Below are 17,899 nucleotides of genomic sequence, written 5' to 3'. Positions count from 1 at the left end.
CCTCAAAAACACCATCATACACTAAATCAGTAAGTTGGCAGCATCACCGAACCTGGAACCCCAGTCGACTCGACTCTGGGTTACACATTCCAAAACGATTTTCTGGCGCTGACGCAGGCCTTTTCTTTACCTGAAATAGATTACACCGATATTTCCCAGCGGGAACAGTTGGCCGCGGCTATTAAACGCTGGCCGTTATTAGCTGAATTCGCCCATCAACAATAAGGGAGCCATTGATGGCCATACTCGGATTACAGGGTGTCCGTGGCGGTGTGGGTACCACATCAGTTACCGCGGCGCTGGCGTGGTCATTACAGCTTTTAGGTGAATCGGTGCTGGTTATTGACGCCTGCGCCGATAATTTGTTGCGTATGTCGTTTAACGTCGACTTTTCTCGTGAAGAGGGCTGGGCCCGGGCACTGCTTGATGATAAAGACTGGCAGGATGCAGGGATGCGCTATACCTCCCAGCTCGATCTGCTGCCGTTTGGGCAACTGACCACCACGGAACGCGAGAATGAAGCCGCGTATCAGCGCCTGTTTTCGCAATTCACGCTGGCGCTGCAAGCCCTGAAAGAAAAGGGACACTACAAGTGGATCCTGCTGGATCTTCCGCACGGCGCCGGCACGCTGACCCGACAGCTTATCGCCCAGTGCGATCATATACTTTCCATCGTCAACGTTGATGCGAACTGCCATATCCGCCTGCATCAGCAGGGGCTGCCTCAGAACGCTCATCTTCTGATTAACGATTTGCGCATTGGCAGCCAGATCCAGGACGATCTGTATCAGGTCTGGCTGCAAAGCCAGCGCCGTCTGCTTCCCATTGTTATCCATCGTGATGAGGGGATGGCGGAATGCCTTGCGTCTAAGCAACCGCTCGGCGAATACCGCAGCGATTCACTGGCGGCAGAAGAGATCCTGACGCTGGCTAACTGGTGTCTGCTGAACTTCGCCAACAGGGCGGAGCATGCAGGGAGTTCTGTATGAGTCGTCTCGCCAGCTGGTTACTCATCCCACCGGTCAGTTCGCGTTTGAGCGAACATTACCGGCATTTCCGCCGGCACGGTGCTTCGGCATTTAGCGCCGCGCTCGGCTGTTTCTGGATGATTCTGGCCTGGATGTTTATTCCACTCGAACACCCGCGCTGGCAGCGCATACGTGCCCGGCACGGTGAGCTATATCCGCACATTAATCCCAACCGGCCGCGTCCTTTGGATCCGGCGCGCTATCTCATTCAGGCCATCTGGCTGGTGGTCACGTCATCCCGCTCAGAGAAAATAACGCCGCACTGGCGCAGCTTCTCCCGCGTCCAGCAGTTACGTGAGCGCTACCACCAGTGGCTGGACAGACTGCCCAACAGCGTAAGTGATAAGACCAGCCATCTGGATAACCATAAAGAGCTCGGGCATCTTCATCCGGGCCTGCGGCGTTTTATCCTCGGCGTGATCGTCGTGTTCTCGCTTATTCTGGCGCTGGTCTGTATTACGCAGCCTTTCAACCCTCTGGCGCAGTTCACCTTCCTGATCCTGCTGTGGGGCGTGGCGCTGCTGGTCCGCCGTATTCCGGGCCGCTTCTCGGCGCTGATGCTGATTGTGTTGTCGTTGACCGTCTCCTGTCGCTACATCTGGTGGCGTTATACCTCAACCCTGAACTGGGACGACCCGGTCAGCCTGGTATGCGGCCTGGTGCTGCTGTTTGCCGAAACCTACGCCTGGATCGTGCTGGTGCTGGGCTATTTCCAGGTCATTTGGCCGCTCAACCGCCAGCCGGTTCCGCTGCCAAAAGACACCGCGCAGTGGCCGTCTGTTGATCTCTTTGTACCAACCTACAACGAAGATCTGAGCGTGGTGAAAAACACCATTTATGCCGCGCTGGGCATCGACTGGCCGAAAGACAAGCTCAAGGTCTGGATCCTGGATGACGGCAACCGTCCGGCGTTCCGCCAGTTCGCAGAGGAGGTTGGCGTCGAGTACATCGCCCGTCCGACTCACGAGCATGCGAAAGCCGGGAACATCAACAACGCGTTGAAGTATGCCACAGGAGAGTTTGTCTCGATCTTTGACTGTGACCACGTGCCGACGCGCTCGTTCCTGCAGATGACCATGGGCTGGTTCCTGAAGGAGAAAGAGCTGGCGATGATGCAGACGCCGCACCACTTCTTCTCGCCGGATCCGTTTGAACGTAACCTGGGCCGCTTCCGCAAAACCCCGAACGAAGGCACCCTGTTCTATGGACTGGTACAGGACGGGAACGACATGTGGGATGCCACCTTCTTCTGCGGCTCGTGTGCGGTTATCCGCCGTAAGCCGCTGGATGAAATTGGCGGTATCGCCGTCGAAACGGTCACGGAAGATGCGCACACCTCTCTGCGCCTGCACCGTCGTGGCTATACCTCGGCGTATATGCGTATTCCGCAGGCCGCCGGTCTGGCAACGGAGTCACTGTCGGCGCACATTGGTCAGCGTATTCGCTGGGCGCGCGGCATGGTGCAGATTTTCCGTCTCGATAACCCACTGATTGGGAAAGGGCTCAAGCTGGCGCAACGTCTCTGCTACGTCAACGCCATGTTCCACTTCTTATCCGGTATCCCGCGGCTGATCTTCCTGACCGCGCCGCTGGCGTTCCTGCTCCTTCACGCTTATATCATCTACGCCCCGGCGCTGATGATTGCGCTGTTTGTTCTGCCGCACATGATCCACGCGAGCCTGACGAACTCGAAGATACAGGGTAAATACCGCCATTCCTTCTGGAGTGAAATCTACGAAACGGTGCTGGCCTGGTATATCGCGCCGCCGACGATGGTGGCGCTGATTAACCCGCACAAAGGGAAATTTAACGTCACCGCCAAGGGCGGCCTGGTGGAAGAGGAGTACGTCGACTGGGTGATCTCCCGTCCGTATATCTTCCTGGTATTGCTGAATATCGTTGGCGTCATCGCCGGTATCTGGCGTTACTTCTACGGCCCGGAAAACGAAATCCTGACCGTCTTTGTGAGTATGGCCTGGGTCTTCTACAACCTGATTATCCTCGGCGGCGCGGTAGCGGTGTCGGTGGAGAGTAAGCAGGTCCGTCGTGCGCATCGCGTTGAAATCTGCATGCCTGCGGCGATCGCCCGTGAAGATGGCCATCTCTTCTCCTGTACCGTGCACGACTTCTCTGACGGTGGTCTGGGGATCAAAATCAACGGCCAGGCGAAGGTGCTGGAAGGCCAGAAAGTTAACCTGCTGCTTAAGCGCGGCCAGCAGGAGTATGTCTTCCCGACGCAGGTTGTGCGCGTGGCGGGCAATGAAGTCGGTTTGCAGCTGATGCCGTTGACCAAAAAGCAACATATCGATTTTGTGCAGTGTACGTTTGCCCGCGCGGATACGTGGGCTCTCTGGCAGGACAGCTTCCCGGAAGATAAACCTCTGGAAAGCCTGCTGGATATTCTGAAGCTGGGGTTCCGTGGCTATCGTCACCTTGCAGAATTCGCCCCGTCGTCGGTGAAATTAATTTTCCGGTCACTTACTTCGCTGGTTTCCTGGGTCGTGTCGTTCATTCCTCGTCGTCCTGAGCGGGATGAGGGGAAGCAGGCGGACCCGGTTATGGCTCAACAATGATGATAACGCGATGAAAACAAAACTTTCCTGGTTATGTGCAGTGGCAATGGGGATGAATGTCCTCCCCGCAACAATGGCTAACGCAGCTCCTGGTAACGCAGCGGCAACGCCTGCGCCAACGGTACCTGTCGTCGCGCAGGCAACCGATCCGGTTGTCACCGCGGCACCTGGTCAAACAGAAAATATCGTGCCGAACCAGCCAACGGAGGGGAACACCCTGCCGGCAGACGGCCAGGTCATCGGGCAGGTGATGCCGGGCGTCCGGGGGGCGAATGCGCCCGTCGTTGCGGACAATGCGCCGTCGCGGGACGTGAAGCTGACCTTCGCGCAAATTGCACCGCCTCCGGGCAGTATGGTGCTGCGCGGCATCAACCCTAACGGCGGCATTGAGTTTGGCATGCGCAGCGATGAGGTCGTCTCTAATGCGGTGCTGAACCTGGAATACACGCCGTCGCCGTCCCTGCTGCCGACGCAGTCTCAGCTGAAGGTTTACCTGAATGATGAGCTGATGGACGTACTGCCGGTCACCAAAGAGCAGCTGGGCAAGAAAACCCAGGCGCAGGTGCCGATTAACCCGCTGTTCATCACCGACTTTAACCGTATCCGTCTGGAATTTGTCGGCCACTACCGCGATGTCTGCGAAAACCCGGCCAGCAACACGCTGTGGATGGACGTCGGGCGTAACTCCTCGCTGCAGATGACCTACCAGTCGCTGGCGCTGAAAAACGATCTCTCGGCATTCCCGGTTCCGTTCTTCGATCCGCGTGATAACCGTCCGCTCACGCTGCCGATGGTGTTTGCATCATCCCCGGACGTGACCGAGCAGCTGGCGGCCACCATTGTGGCGTCCTGGTTTGGTTCACGTGCTGGCTGGCGTGGACAGAGCTTCCCGGCGATGTATGACAAACTGCCGGACAGAAATGCCATTGTGTTTGCGACCAACGCGAAACGCCCGGCCTTCCTGCGCGATCATCCGGACGTCAAAGCGCCGACCGTTGAGATGATAAGCCACCCGGAAAACCCGTACGTGAAGCTGCTGGTGGTCTTTGGCCGCGACGATAAAGATCTGGTGCAGGCCGCAAAAGCCATTGCCCAGGGCAACGTCCTGTTCCGCGGCAACAGCGTGGTGGTGGATGAGGTGAAACCGCTGCTGGCGCGTAAACCTTATGATGCGCCAAACTGGGTGCGTACCGACCGTGCGGTAACCTTTGGCGAGCTGAAAACCTATGAAGAACAGCTGCAGGCGACGGGGCTTGAGCCAGCGCCGATTAGCCTGTCACTGAATCTGCCGCCGGATCTGTATCTGCTGCGCACCAACGGCATTGATATCAATCTGAACTACCGCTATACCGCGCCAGCGACCAAAGACAGCTCGCGCATGGATATCAGCCTGAACAACCAGTTCCTGCAATCGTTCAGCCTGCAAAGCACGCAGGATACTAACCGCCTGATGCTTCGCCTGCCGGTGTTGCAGGGGCTGCTGGACGGTAAAACGGATGTCTCCATCCCGGCACTGAAGCTCGGCGCGATAAACCAGCTACGCTTTGACTTCCAGTACATGAACCCGATGCCTGGCGGTTCTGCGGAAAACTGCATCACCTTCCAGCCCGTACAGAACCACGTTGTGATTGGCGATGAGTCGACCATCGACTTCTCGAAGTACTATCACTTCCTGGCGATGCCGGATCTGCGCGCTTTTGCTAACGCGGGCTTCCCGTTCAGCCGCATGGCCGATCTTTCTGAGTCCATCGTAGTAATGCCAAAAGCGCCAACTGAAGGGCAGGTAACGACCCTGCTGGATACCATGGCGACCGTTGGAGGACAGACGGGATTACCGGCGATTAACGTCACGTTGACGGACGATGGCAGCCAGATTCAGAACAAAGACGCGGACATCATGGTGATCGGTACCATTCCGGACAAGCTGAAGGATGACAAACGTATCGATCTGCTGGTGAAAGCGGCCCAGTCCTGGGTTAACACGCCGCTGCGCCAGACCGAGTTCCCGAGCATTATGCCGGATGTGAATGACCGGCAGGCCAGCGCGCAGACGACCGTAACGTCTCAGGGGGCAATGGCCGCGGTGGTGGGCTTCCAGTCACCTTACAACGAACAGCGTAGCGTGGTGGCTCTCCTGGCGGATAGCCCGCGCGGGTATGAACTGCTCAATACGGCCATGAACGACAGCGGTAAACGTGCCGCGATGTTTGGTTCCGTTTCGGTGATCCGTGAGTCCGGCGTCAATAGCCTGCGCGTGGGCGACGTGTACTACGTGGGCCATCTTCCGTGGTTCGAACGCCTGTGGTATGCGCTGGCTAACCATCCGGTTCTGCTCGCCATCCTGGCGGCGGTCAGCGTGGTCTTGCTGGCATGGGTGCTGTGGCGTCTGCTGCGAATCATCAGCCGTCGTCGTCTGAACCCGGATGAGTAAGATGTGATGAAAGCCTTTCGCTGGTGTGTATTAGCAGCGGTGATGCTGGCGGTGCTTCCTCTTCGCGCCGCCTGTACCTGGCCTGCCTGGGAGCAGTTTAAAAAGGACTACATCAGTGAGGGCGGGCGTGTCGTTGATCCCAGCGACACGCGCAAAATTACGACCTCGGAAGGGCAAAGCTACGCCTTGTTCTTTGCCCTTGCGGCGAACGATCGCAGCGCGTTTGACCAGCTGCTGACCTGGACGCGCGATAATCTTGCCAGCGGCAATCTCAACGACAACCTGCCCGCCTGGCTATGGGGCCAGAAAGATAAAGAGACGTGGGCGGTGATTGATACCAACTCCGCCTCTGACGCCGATGTCTGGATCGCCTGGTCTCTGCTCGAAGCGGGCCGGTTGTGGAAACATCCGGACTATACCCGCACGGGTAAGGCGCTGCTGAAACGCATTGTCAGTGAGGAAGTGGTGAAAGTGCCGGGGCTCGGCGCAATGCTGCTTCCCGGTAAAGTCGGTTTTGCCGATGAAAACGTCTGGCGTTTTAACCCCAGCTATCTTCCTCCGCAGCTAGCGAGTTATTTCACGCGCTTTGGTCCCCCGTGGACCCAGCTTCGTGAAACCAATCAGCGTCTGCTGCTGGAGAGCGCGCCGAAAGGTTTTTCGCCGGACTGGGTTCAGTATCAGAAAAACAAAGGCTGGCGGTTACAGCAGGATAAATCGCTGGTGGGCGGCTACGACGCCATCCGCGTTTATCTCTGGGTGGGAATGATGAGTGATAAAGATCCTCAGAAAGCCCGGCTGCTGACGCGCTTCCAGCCGATGGCGGCAAAGACAATGAAACGGGGTGTGCCGCCGGAGAAAGTGGATGTGGCGACGGGTAAACGCACCGGGAATGGTCCGGTCGGGTTCTCTGCCGCCATGCTGCCGTTTTTACAACAACGTGATGCCCAGGCGGTTCAGCGCCAGCGCGTTGCAGACCATTTTCCCGATAATAATGCCTATTACAGCTACGTGCTGACTCTCTTTGGGCAAGGATGGGATCAGCATCGTTTTCGCTTCACCGCAAAAGGTGAATTAATACCGGATTGGGGCCAGGAATGCGCAAGTTCACAGTAAATCTACTCACTTTATCGCTTGGCCTGGCACTGATGCCGATGGCTGAGGCCGCCAACTCTCCGCAGCAGAAACAGCTGCTGGAACAGGTTCGGCTGGGCGAATCGACACAGCGTGAGGATTTGGTTCGTCAGTCACTTTATCGTCTGGAGCTGATTGACCCGAACAACCCTGACGTCATTGCCGCACGCTTTCGCTACCTGCTGCGCCAGGGCGATAACGCCGGTGCGCAAAAAGAGCTGGATCGTCTGAAAGGGATCGCGCCGGGCTCAAGTGCATACCAGTCATCACGCAACACGATGCTGCTGTCCACCCCGGATGGCCGCCAGCAGCTCCAGCAGGCGCGTTTGCTCGCCACAACGGGACACACGCAGGAGGCGATTGCAGCCTATGACAAGCTGTTTGACGGCAACCCGCCGGGCGGCGACGTGGCGACGGAATACTGGAATGTGGTCGCGAAAGATCCTGCTCGCCGGAATGCGGCCATTAACCAGCTCAAGAAAATCAACACCAGCAGCCCCGGAAATACGCAGCTGCAGGCGACGCTGTCCCAGCTTTTGTTCCAGAGCGGACGCCGTGATGAAGGCTTTGCCGTATTGCAGGAGATGGCTAAATCGACCAACGGGCGCAGCCAGGCGTCTGATATGTGGTATGACCAAATCAAAGGCCAGCCTGCCAGCAGCGCCAGCGTCAGCGCGCTGCAAAAATATCTGAGCGTATTCAGTGACGGCGATAGCGTCGCGGCGGCGCGTGCGCAGCTCGAAGAACAGCAAAAACAGCTCGCTGACCCGGCGTTCCGCGCGAAAGCGGAAGGGCTGGCGGCGGTGGATGCCGGGCAGGGGAGTAAGGCGGTGGCTGAGCTGCAAAAAGCCGTCAGCGCCAACCATGCCGACAGTGAAGCGGTGGGTGCCCTTGGTCAGGCTTATTCCCAGAAAGGCGACCGCGCCCGCGCGGTGGCGCAGTTTGAAAAGGCGATTGCCCTCGATCCCCAGAGCGATAACCGGGGTAAATGGGACAGTCTGCTGAAGGTCAACCGCTACTGGCTGCTGATCCAGCAGGGCGATGCGGCCCTGAAGGCGAATAACCCTGCGCAGGCGGAGCGTTACTATCAGCAGGCGCGCGGTATCGACAATACCGACAGTTATGCCGTGCTGGGGCTGGGAGATGCCGCCGCGGCGCGTAAAGATAACGACGCGGCGGAACGTTACTATCGCCAGGCGCTGCGTATGGACAGCGGCAACAGCAATGCGGTCCGCGGCCTGGCCAATATTTACCGCGCGCAGTCCCCGGAGAAGGCCTCGCAGTTTATCCAGTCTCTCTCCGCCAGCCAGCGCCGGAGCATTGATGATATTGAACGCAGCCTGACCAACGAGCAGCTCTCCGCTCAGGCAGAACAGTTGGAAAATCAGGGGAAATACGCCCAGGCGGCAGAGATTCAGCGTCGTCGTCTGGCGCTCTCTCCCGGCGACGTGTGGATAACCTATCGTCTCTCGCGCGATCTCTACAGCGCGGGTCAGCGCAGCCAGGCGGATACCCTGATGCGTCAGCTTGCCAGCCAGAAACCGTCCGACCCGGATCAGGTGTACGCCAGCGGGCTCTATCTTTCCGGCAACGATCAGGACCGCGCCGCGCTGGCGCATCTGGACACGCTGCCGCGCAGCCAGTGGAACGGCAATATTCAGGAGCTTGCCGACCGCCTGCAAAGCAATCAGGTGCTGGAAACCGCCAACCGTCTGCGCGACAGCGGCAAAGAGCAGGAGGCGGAAAACCTTCTGCGTCAGCAGCCGACCTCCACCCGCATCGACCTGACGCTGGCGGACTGGGCGCAGCAGCGTGGCGATCTGGCGTCGGCGAAAACGACGTACAGCGCCGTTCTGCAGCGTGAACCGCAGAACGAAGATGCGATCCTCGGCCTGACCGAGATTTACAGCGCGCAGGGTGACAAAGATGCCGCGCGCGCAGAGCTGGCGAAACTGCCCGCCGCGCAAAACGGCCAGCCGCTGTCGCTCAACATGCAGCGCCGGATCGCGATGGCGCAGGCAGGCCTGGGCGATTCTGCTGCCGCAGAACAGACCTTCAACAAAATCATTCCGCAGGCTAAATCGCAGCCCGGCTCCATGGAAAACGCGCTGGTGTTACGTGATGCCGCGCGTTTCCAGGCGCAAAACGGTCAGCCTCAGCAAGCGCTGGAAACCTATAAAGACGCGATGGTGTCGACGGGCATCACCACGACGCGTCCGGCCGACAACGACAGTTTCACTCGTCTGACGCGTAACGATGAAAAGGACGACTGGCTGAAGCGCGGCGTGCGCAGTGATGCCGGTGACTTGTACCGTCAGCAGGATGTTAACGTCACGCTGCAGCACGACTACTGGGGTTCCAGCGGAACGGGCGGCTATTCCGACCTGAAAGCGCACACCACCATGCTGCAGGTGGATGCCCCGCTGTCTGACGGGCGCATGTTCTTCAGAAGCGATCTGGTCAACATGGACGCCGGTTCATTTGATAACAATAACGGGACCTACGATCCAAAATGGGGGACCTGCTACGAAACGCCGTGTAGCGGCAACACCCATCAGTCCGACAATGGCGCAAGCGTCGCCGTCGGCTGGCAGAATAAAACCTGGGCGATGGATATTGGCACTACGCCAATGGGCTTTGACGTCGTCGACGTGGTGGGCGGTATCAGCTACAGCAGCGATCTGGGCCCCATCGGCTATACCGTTAACGCCCATCGCCGCCCAATCTCCAGCTCCCTGCTGGCGTTCGCCGGGCAAAAAGATACTAACACCGGCACCACCTGGGGCGGCGTACGTGCCACCGGTGGCGGCGTAAGCATGAGCTATGACAAAGGGGAAGCGAACGGCGTCTGGTCAAGCCTGAACGCGGAAACGCTGACGGGTAAAAATGTGGAAGATAACTGGCGCGTCCGCTGGATGACGGGTTACTACTACAAGCTCATTAATAAAAACAACGAGCGCCTGACGGTCGGCGTCTCCAATATGCTCTGGCACTATGACAAAGACCTGAGCGGTTATACCCTGGGTCAGGGCGGCTACTACAGCCCGCAGGAGTATGTCTCCTTCGCACTGCCGGTGACCTGGCGTAAACGCACGGAGAACTGGTCCTGGGAACTGGGTGGCTCGGTGTCCTGGTCTCACTCTAAAACCAAAGACGAGCTGCGCTACCCGATTCAGAACCTGATCCCGACCGATGAGCCAGACCGCTATACCGACCGGGGCGCGATGGAAACCGGCAGCAGCTCCTCAGGCACGGGTTATACCGCGCGGGCCATTATCGAACGCCGCGTAACGTCCAACTGGTTTGTGGGCATGGGCGTGGATATTCAGGAAGCGAAAGACTATACCCCAAGCCATGCGCTGATCTATGTGCGTTACTCTGCTGCAGGCTGGCAGGGCGATATGGACTTACCGCCGCAGCCGCTTATCCCTTACGCGGACTGGTAATCGGATTTTCCTTAATCCATTTGTAAGTCTCTCTTAATAGCGCGGCAATCGGGTATACTCAGGCGCGCCAGGTTTACACCCTGGCGCGCCCTGCGCTTCGAGTTTTGTGGAGAGTCATTTTGCGTGTCAGCCGTTCCTTAACAATCAAACAGATGGCGATGGTTTCTGCCGTCACCATGCTGTTTGTACTGCTCTTCTGCGTAATTTTGCTGTTTCATTCCGTACAGCAGAATCGCTATAACACGGCTTCGCAGTTAGAAAGTATCGCCCGCTCGGTGCGCGGCCCGCTCTCTGCCTCTATCCTGAAAGGGGATATTCCCGAAGCGGAAACCATTTTAAAACGCATTCAGCCTGCCGGCGTCGTGAGCCGCGCCGATGTGGTCTTGCCCAACCAGTTTCAGGCGCTGCGGATGAGCTTTATCCCGGAGCGTCCCGTCCCGATGATGGTGATGCGCCTGTTTGAACTGCCGGTGCAGATTTCGCTGCCCGTTTATTCGCTCGAACGCCCTGCCAATCCGCAGCCGCTGGCCTACCTGGTATTACAGGCGGATTCCTACCGCATGTATAAATTCGTCATGAGCTGGGTGGTTACGTTAGTGACCACTTGCTTACTTATGACGCTTATTCTCAGCGTTGCGCTCACCTGGTGCATTAACCGGCTGATTGTTCATCCGCTGCGCCGTATCGCCCGCGAGCTGAATACGCTTGCGCCGCAGGATCAGATGGGACATCAGCTTGAGCTCCCGCGTCTGCATCATGACGATGAGATAGGCATGCTGGTGCGCAGCTACAACCTCAACCAGCAGCGCATCCAGCGCCAGCAGGATGAGTTAAACAGCAGCGCCACGCGCTTCCCGGTGTCGGAGCTTCCTAATAAAGCCTTCCTGATGGCGATGCTGGAGCAGACCGTTGCCCGTCAGCAAACTACGGCGCTGATGGTTATCGCCTGTGAAACCCTGCAGGACACGGCTGGCGTGCTCAAGGAGAGCCAGCGCGAAATGCTGCTGCTGACTCTGGTCGAAAAAGTGAAGTCTGTCCTGGCCCCGCGCATGGTGCTGACCCAGGTCAGCGGTTACGACCTGGTGGTGATTGCCAACGGCGTAAAAGAACCCTGGCATGCGATCACTTTAGGTCAGCAAGTACTCACTGTCATTAATGAGCGGTTGCCCATTCAGGGTATCCAGCTTCGTCCAAGCGCCAGTATCGGTATTGCGATGTACTATGGCGATTTAACGGCAGAGCAGCTTTATCATCGCGCGTTCTCGGCGGCATTCACCGCCCGGCGCAAAGGCAAAAATCAGATCCAGTTCTTCGCGCCGGAAGAGATGGAAAAGGCGCAGCAGCGCCTGACAGAAGAGAGCGACATCCTGACCGCGCTGGATAACCGCCAGTTTGCCCTCTGGCTACAGCCGCAGGTGAATTTGCTGACGGGAGAAGTGAAAAGCGCCGAGGCACTGCTGCGCGTGCAGCAGCCGGATGGCTCATGGGAGCTGCCGGAAGGGCTGATTGAGCGCATTGAGTCCTGCGGCCTGATGGTTACCGTCGGCTACTGGGTGCTGGAAGAGTCCTGCCGTCAGCTTGCCGCCTGGCAGGAGCGCGGCGTGACGCTGCCGCTGTCGGTCAATTTGTCTGCCCTGCAGCTTATGCACCCGACCATGGTTTCAGAGATGCTGGAGCTGATCCATCGTTACCGAATCAAGCCTGATACGTTAACTCTTGAAGTGACGGAGAGCCGACGCATCGACGACCCTAATCAGGCGGTCGCGATCCTGAAACCGCTGCGTAGTGCCGGCATTCGCATCGCGCTGGACGATTTTGGCATGGGGTACGCCGGGCTGCGTCAGCTTCAGCACATGAAAACCCTTCCGGTGGATGTGCTCAAAATTGATAAAGCGTTTGTCGACGGTCTGCCGGGCGACAGCAGCCTGGTGCAGGCGATTATCCAGATGGCGCGCAGCCTCAATCTGCATCTTATTGCCGAGGGAATTGAAACCGAAGCGCAACGCGCCTGGCTGGCAGAGGCGGGCGTGGAGAGCGGACAAGGCTTCCTTTTTGCCCCTGCTGTTCCTTCGGATGTCTTTGAAGAACGATACCTTTCTGGTGCTGACAATAACGCAAAAGTGTAATTTTGTTGCTGGCTTGTGCGAGCCAGCTCAAAGTTCTTAACATTTGTGTTTCAAATTTGAACTGAGTTTATTTCTGTCCTGTTATGTGGGTGTTATTTTAAAGCCGCAGGTTAACCATAACCTTACAAAGCCTGTGGTTTTTCTTCCCAAGGACACCTTATGAAAACCTCACTCTTCAAAAGTCTTTATTTCCAGGTCCTGACAGCCATCGCCATCGGTATTCTGCTGGGTCACTATTACCCTGAGCTGGGCGCGCAAATGAAACCGCTTGGCGACGCGTTCGTTAAGCTCATTAAAATGGTCATCGCTCCGGTGATCTTCTGTACCGTCGTGACGGGCATCGCTGGCATGGAAAGCATGAAGGCGGTCGGTCGTACCGGTGCAGTGGCGCTTCTCTATTTTGAAGTGGTCAGTACCCTTGCGCTGATTATCGGTCTGATCATCGTCAACGTGGTGCAGCCGGGCGCGGGGATGAACGTAGACCCGTCAACGCTGGATGCCAAAGCGGTCGCGGTGTATGCCGAGCAGGCGAAGGATCAGGGCGTGGTGGCATTCCTGCTGGACGTAATCCCGGGCAGCGTCATTGGCGCGTTCGCCAGCGGAAACATCCTGCAGGTTCTGCTGTTTGCCGTGATGTTTGGTTTTGCCCTGCACCGTCTGGGCAGCAAAGGCCAGCTTATCTTTAATGTGATCGAAAGCTTCTCGCAGGTTATTTTCGGCATCATCAATATGATCATGCGCCTGGCGCCGATTGGTGCTTTCGGCGCGATGGCCTTTACCATCGGTAAGTATGGCGTCGGTACGCTGGTGCAGCTGGGTCAGCTGATTATCTGCTTCTATATCACCTGTATCCTTTTCGTGGTCGTGGTGCTGGGCTCCATCGCCCGCGCGACGGGTTTCAACATCTTCAAATTTATCCGTTACATCCGCGAAGAGCTGCTGATTGTTCTGGGGACCTCCTCTTCAGAATCGGCGCTGCCGCGTATGCTCGACAAGATGGAAAAGCTGGGGTGCCGTAAATCGGTGGTCGGGCTGGTGATCCCGACGGGCTACTCCTTCAACCTGGACGGCACCTCGATATACCTGACGATGGCGGCCGTGTTTATCGCTCAGGCGACCAACAGCCATATGGATATTTTCCATCAGATTACCCTGCTGGTGGTGCTCCTGCTCTCTTCTAAAGGCGCTGCAGGGGTGACGGGCAGCGGATTTATCGTGCTGGCTGCCACCATTTCCGCTGTGGGTCACCTGCCGGTGGCGGGTCTGGCGCTGATTCTGGGTATTGACCGCTTTATGTCTGAGGCGCGTGCGTTAACCAACCTGGTGGGTAACGGCGTGGCGACGGTAGTGGTGGCGAAATGGGTGAAAGAGCTGGATCACAAAAAGCTCGACGATACTCTGAATAACCGTTCAACTGACAGCAAAAATCCTGGCTTAACCTCTTAATCTTGTCACAAATGCCCGTATTCCCTTGTCGGGATGCGGGCTCCTGCGCATAATAACTGTTCGTACCTGTCATAATTCGACAAGATTTTTTTTGGGTATATTTCACTTCTGACCGTGACGTTTTGCCGAACGCGCGGTCTAATCGACGTGTTTTCATCGTCATCTTTAAGAGTGAAGCGCGTCGCGAAACACTCTTTTTTAACCAGGAATGTTGATCAGGGGTTCACATGCAGGGCACAAAAATTCGACTCTTAACCGGCGGTTTGCTGATGATGGCAGCAGCCAGTTATGTGCAGGCAGATGCGCTCCAGCCAGACCCGGCCTGGCAACAAGGGACATTAGCGAACGGTTTTCAGTGGCAGGTTTTAGCCACTCCGCAACGTCCCAGTGACCGTGTAGAAATCCGTCTGTCCATTAATACCGGTTCCCTCGCGGAAAGCACTCAGCAAACCGGTTTTAGCCATTTTATTCCCCGGCTGGCGCTCACGCAGAGCGGCAGCCTGCAAGCGGTTCAGGTGCGTTCGCTTTGGCAGCAGGCCATCGATCCGAAACGCCCGCTCCCGCCGGCAGTGGTCTCGTATGACTACACCATGTTTAACCTGAGCCTGCCTAATAACCGTAACGATCTGCTTAAAGAAGCACTTACGTATCTCTCCGATGCATCTGGCAATCTGGCGATTACGCCGGATACCGTCAACTATGCGTTGAGTAACAGCGACATGGTGGCGACCTGGCCTGGAGATACCAAAGAGGGCTGGTGGCGTTACCGACTGAAAGGCTCGACGCTGCTGGGACATGACCCGGCCGAACCGCTGAAACAGCCGGTAGACGCCGAACAGGTAAAATCGTTCTACCAGAAGTGGTACACCCCGGACGCCATGACGCTGATCGTGGTGGGTAACGTGGACAGCCGCGCGGTGGTGGAGCAGATCAACAAAGCATTTGGTGATTTGAAAGGCAAGCGTGAAACGCCAGCCCCTGTTCCGACGCTCTCTCCGCTGCGTGCAGAGCCTGTCAGCATTATGACGGACGCCGTGCGTCAGGATCGCCTCTCCGTCATGTGGGATAACGCCTGGCAGCCCATCCGCGAGTCCGCGGCGATGCTGCGCTACTGGCGTGCCGATCTGGCGCGTGAAGCGCTGTTCTGGCACGTTCAGCAGACGCTGAGCAAGAACAACGTGAAGAATATCGGTCTTGGCTTTGACTGCCGCGTGCTGTTCCAGCGTGCGCAGTGCGCCATCAACGTTGAGTCGCCGGGCGATAAGCTGAATGCCAATCTGGGCGTGGTCGCAAAAGAACTGGCAAAAGTGCGTAAAGAGGGGCTTTCCGAAGAGGAATTCAACGCTCTCGTGGCGCAGAAAAAACTCGAGCTGCAGAAGCTGTTTGCGACCTACGCTCGCGCCGATACCGACATTCTGATCAGCCAGCGTATTCGCTCTCTGCAGAACCAGGTGGTGGACATTGCGCCGGAACAGTACCAGAAACTGCGTCAGGACTTCCTGAACGGTCTGACCGTCGATATGCTCAATCAGGACCTCCGTCAGCAGCTGTCGCAGGAGATGGCGTTGATCCTCCTGCAGCCGAAGGGCGAGCCGGAATATGACATGAAGGAACTTCAGAAAACCTGGGATTCCATTATGGCTACCGCGCCGCAGCCAGCGCAGGCCGCCACGGCCGATGATTTACATCCGGACGCGACGGATATTCCGCAGGGGCAGTAATGCTTAAACATTCCCTCTCCCTGTGGGAGAGGGTTAGGGTGAGGGCATCAGCCCGCACCTGACTTAAACAGGCATCGCCTCGCGCGGAATAATCGCCCCGCGATACTGAATCACCGTGCTGGCCGTCAGGTGACCACGCTGTGCCGCCGCTTCCGGCGTTCCACCCGTCAGCCTTACTGCCAGATAGCCCGCGCTGAATGAATCACCGGCCGCCGTGGTATCAATCACTTTCTCTTTGGCAAGCTTCACCGCCGGCACGTCAACCAGCGCTTCGCCCGCCACCGCGACCAGGCATGAATCCGCCCCGCGCTTAATCACCACTTCGCTCACGCCTGCCGCCTGCGTGCGTGCAATCACCTCCTCTACCGGTTTCTCACCCCACAGGGCGTCTTCATCGTCGAGCGTGAGGAAGGCGATGTCGGTGCACTGCAGCATCTGCTGATAGACCTGCTGCGTCTCTTCGCGGCTGGCCCACAGGCGCGGGCGGTAGTTGTTATCGAAAATAACCTTGCCGCCGTTTGCACGGCATTCTCGCAGCAGCGAGAGCAGCTTTTCACGGCTGGTAGGGCTCAGGATCGCCAGGCTAATGCCGCTCAGATAGAGGTAGTCAAAGGTCGCCAGCTCTTCGCAGATGGCCGCGGCCGCGTCGCTCTCCAGCCAGAATTTGGCCGCGGCTTCGTTACGCCAGTAATAAAACGTGCGTTCGCCGGTGCTGTCGGTTTCGATGTAATAAAGCCCAGGGAGGCGGTTCTCCATACGCTGAATCAGCGACGTTTCAACATGTTCACTCTGCCAGGCCTCCAGCATTTGCTGGCTGAAGCTGTCCGTGCCCAGGGCGGTCACGTAGTTCACGGTAAGCGCGTCAGGCGCAACCTGACGGGCAATATAAACGGACGTGTTTAACGTATCGCCACCAAATCCGCGGCTGACTTCCGCGCCTTTTTGTGACAGCTCAATCATGCATTCGCCAATCACGGCAATTTTTTTGGACATAGTCGTGAACCTGAACAGAAGAATTATCAGCAGTGTGCGCTGAGTGAATTAACCGGTCAACTATATTAAAACAACGTTCCATTATTTTATTTGAGCCAGCGCGTGTTCCCGAGCATTTCTGTCATCTTAATTTCATTTTCCCGGTGAATTGAACATAAAGTTCTCAATTGTCGCGCCGATAATCCTGTGACGAGTCCAGAAAGGCTATCCCAACAACAGGACATCTGAAATGAAGTCAGAGCAGGTTATCCAGCGGCTGAGCACTACGCCTGAGGCAAGTATTGAGAACTTGCAGGAGCATCGCTACTGGCTGCAATGTGAGCGTGCGTACACCTATCAGCCGATCTACCGAACAGATGGTCGACTGATGGCAATTGAAATTTTGACCGTCGTTACGCATCCCTCAAACCCTACTCAGCGCATCGCGCCGGATCGCTATTTTGCCGAAGTTGCCGTTCGCCAGCGTCTGGACGTGCTGGAAGAGCAGCTTCGTATGCTGGCGACGAAGCAACCTTTTTTCGAACAGCACGATATCCTCGCCTCAGTAAACGTCGATGGTCCAACCCTGCTGGCGCTGCGTCAGAACGCAAAATTGCAGGAGCTGATCGCCACCCTGCCGTGGATGCGCTTTGAGCTGGTGGAGCATGTCCGCCTGCCGCAGGATTCCTCGTTTGCGTCGATATGCGAATACGGCCCGCTGTGGCTGGATGACTTTGGCACCGGCATGGCGAACTTCTCCGCCCTGAGTGAAGTGCGCTACGACTACATCAAAGTGGCCCGCGACCTGTTCATTATGCTGCGTCAAACCCCGGAAGGGCGGAATCTGTTTACGCTGTTATTACAGCTGATGAACCGCTATTGCCAGGGCGTGATTGTTGAAGGTGTGGAAACACTGGAAGAGTGGCGTGATGTGCAAAACTCCCCCGCAGCGGCGGCGCAAGGCTATTATCTCTCCCGCCCGGTACCCATGGATCGCCTCGATAGCGTTATAACGACCCTCTGAT

11 protein-coding genes are annotated in these 17,899 nt (G+C 57.2%); 10 read left to right on the top strand and 1 reads right to left on the bottom strand.

Features of this window, described 5'->3' with window-relative positions:
* Positions 1-42: 42 nt before the first annotated feature.
* The 9 genes from bcsR (at position 43) to ADJ24_RS21205 (ending at position 15,902) form a co-directional block, all read left to right on the top strand.
* Positions 43-225: a cellulose biosynthesis protein BcsR gene (gene bcsR, locus ADJ24_RS23665; protein ID WP_048955450.1), complete on the top strand. Its 183-nt coding sequence runs from the start codon at positions 43-45 to the stop codon at positions 223-225.
* Between the two features lie 11 nt (positions 226-236).
* A complete protein-coding gene (gene bcsQ, locus ADJ24_RS21240) occupies positions 237-989 on the top strand; it encodes a cellulose biosynthesis protein BcsQ (protein ID WP_023309593.1) in 753 nt (250 codons plus the stop codon).
* Positions 986-3,601: a UDP-forming cellulose synthase catalytic subunit gene (bcsA, locus tag ADJ24_RS21235; RefSeq protein ID WP_023309592.1), complete on the top strand. Its 2,616-nt coding sequence runs from the start codon at positions 986-988 to the stop codon at positions 3,599-3,601. Before bcsQ ends, bcsA begins: the two co-directional genes overlap by 4 nt.
* 10 nt (positions 3,602-3,611) lie before the next feature.
* Positions 3,612-6,032, top strand: coding sequence for a cellulose biosynthesis cyclic di-GMP-binding regulatory protein BcsB (bcsB, locus tag ADJ24_RS21230; protein ID WP_048703662.1), 2,421 nt, complete (start codon positions 3,612-3,614; stop codon positions 6,030-6,032).
* A 6-nt stretch (positions 6,033-6,038) separates the two neighbouring features.
* Positions 6,039-7,145, top strand: coding sequence for a cellulose synthase complex periplasmic endoglucanase BcsZ (gene bcsZ / locus ADJ24_RS21225; RefSeq protein WP_023309590.1), 1,107 nt, complete (start codon positions 6,039-6,041; stop codon positions 7,143-7,145).
* Positions 7,127-10,609: a cellulose synthase complex outer membrane protein BcsC gene (bcsC, locus tag ADJ24_RS21220; RefSeq protein ID WP_023309589.1), complete on the top strand. Its 3,483-nt coding sequence runs from the start codon at positions 7,127-7,129 to the stop codon at positions 10,607-10,609. The genes bcsZ and bcsC overlap by 19 nt, the downstream gene beginning before the upstream one ends.
* Positions 10,610-10,728: 119 nt before the next feature.
* Positions 10,729-12,735 (top strand): biofilm formation regulator HmsP, encoded by a 2,007-nt coding sequence (hmsP, locus tag ADJ24_RS21215; protein ID WP_023309588.1) that lies wholly within the window; start codon positions 10,729-10,731, stop codon positions 12,733-12,735.
* Between the two features lie 159 nt (positions 12,736-12,894).
* Positions 12,895-14,181: a dicarboxylate/amino acid:cation symporter gene (locus tag ADJ24_RS21210; protein WP_023309587.1), complete on the top strand. Its 1,287-nt coding sequence runs from the start codon at positions 12,895-12,897 to the stop codon at positions 14,179-14,181.
* A 227-nt stretch (positions 14,182-14,408) separates the two neighbouring features.
* Complete coding sequence (locus tag ADJ24_RS21205; RefSeq protein ID WP_023309586.1) at positions 14,409-15,902, top strand: M16 family metallopeptidase; 1,494 nt, start codon at positions 14,409-14,411, stop codon at positions 15,900-15,902.
* A 63-nt stretch (positions 15,903-15,965) separates the two neighbouring features.
* On the opposite strand, the gene ADJ24_RS21200 is transcribed toward ADJ24_RS21205, so the two are convergent.
* The gene (locus tag ADJ24_RS21200) at positions 15,966-16,895 is read right to left on the bottom strand and encodes a sugar kinase (protein ID WP_023309585.1); all 930 of its coding nucleotides are present in this window, start codon (positions 16,893-16,895) and stop codon (positions 15,966-15,968) included.
* A gap of 229 nt (positions 16,896-17,124) precedes the next feature.
* Between ADJ24_RS21200 and pdeH the strand changes: the two genes are divergently transcribed.
* Positions 17,125-17,898 (top strand): cyclic-guanylate-specific phosphodiesterase, encoded by a 774-nt coding sequence (gene pdeH / locus ADJ24_RS21195; RefSeq protein WP_023309584.1) that lies wholly within the window; start codon positions 17,125-17,127, stop codon positions 17,896-17,898.
* Position 17,899 lies beyond the last annotated feature (1 nt).

Source organism: Enterobacter sp. 940_PEND, from assembly GCF_001059415.1.
Taxonomy (GTDB): Bacteria; Pseudomonadota; Gammaproteobacteria; order Enterobacterales; family Enterobacteriaceae; genus Enterobacter; species Enterobacter cloacae_M.
This window is presented reverse-complemented; position numbering and strand designations above follow the sequence as displayed.

Coding starts and splice junctions, on each gene's coding strand:
- bcsQ (WP_023309593.1), top strand. CDS start 237: ATGGCCATACTCGGATTACAGGGTGTCCGTGGCGGTGTGGGTACCACA.
- bcsA (WP_023309592.1), top strand. CDS start 986: ATGAGTCGTCTCGCCAGCTGGTTACTCATCCCACCGGTCAGTTCGCGT.
- bcsB (WP_048703662.1), top strand. CDS start 3,612: ATGAAAACAAAACTTTCCTGGTTATGTGCAGTGGCAATGGGGATGAAT.
- bcsZ (WP_023309590.1), top strand. CDS start 6,039: ATGAAAGCCTTTCGCTGGTGTGTATTAGCAGCGGTGATGCTGGCGGTG.
- bcsC (WP_023309589.1), top strand. CDS start 7,127: ATGCGCAAGTTCACAGTAAATCTACTCACTTTATCGCTTGGCCTGGCA.
- ADJ24_RS21210 (WP_023309587.1), top strand. CDS start 12,895: ATGAAAACCTCACTCTTCAAAAGTCTTTATTTCCAGGTCCTGACAGCC.
- ADJ24_RS21205 (WP_023309586.1), top strand. CDS start 14,409: ATGCAGGGCACAAAAATTCGACTCTTAACCGGCGGTTTGCTGATGATG.
- ADJ24_RS21200 (WP_023309585.1), bottom strand. CDS start 16,895: ATGTCCAAAAAAATTGCCGTGATTGGCGAATGCATGATTGAGCTGTCA.
- pdeH (WP_023309584.1), top strand. CDS start 17,125: ATGAAGTCAGAGCAGGTTATCCAGCGGCTGAGCACTACGCCTGAGGCA.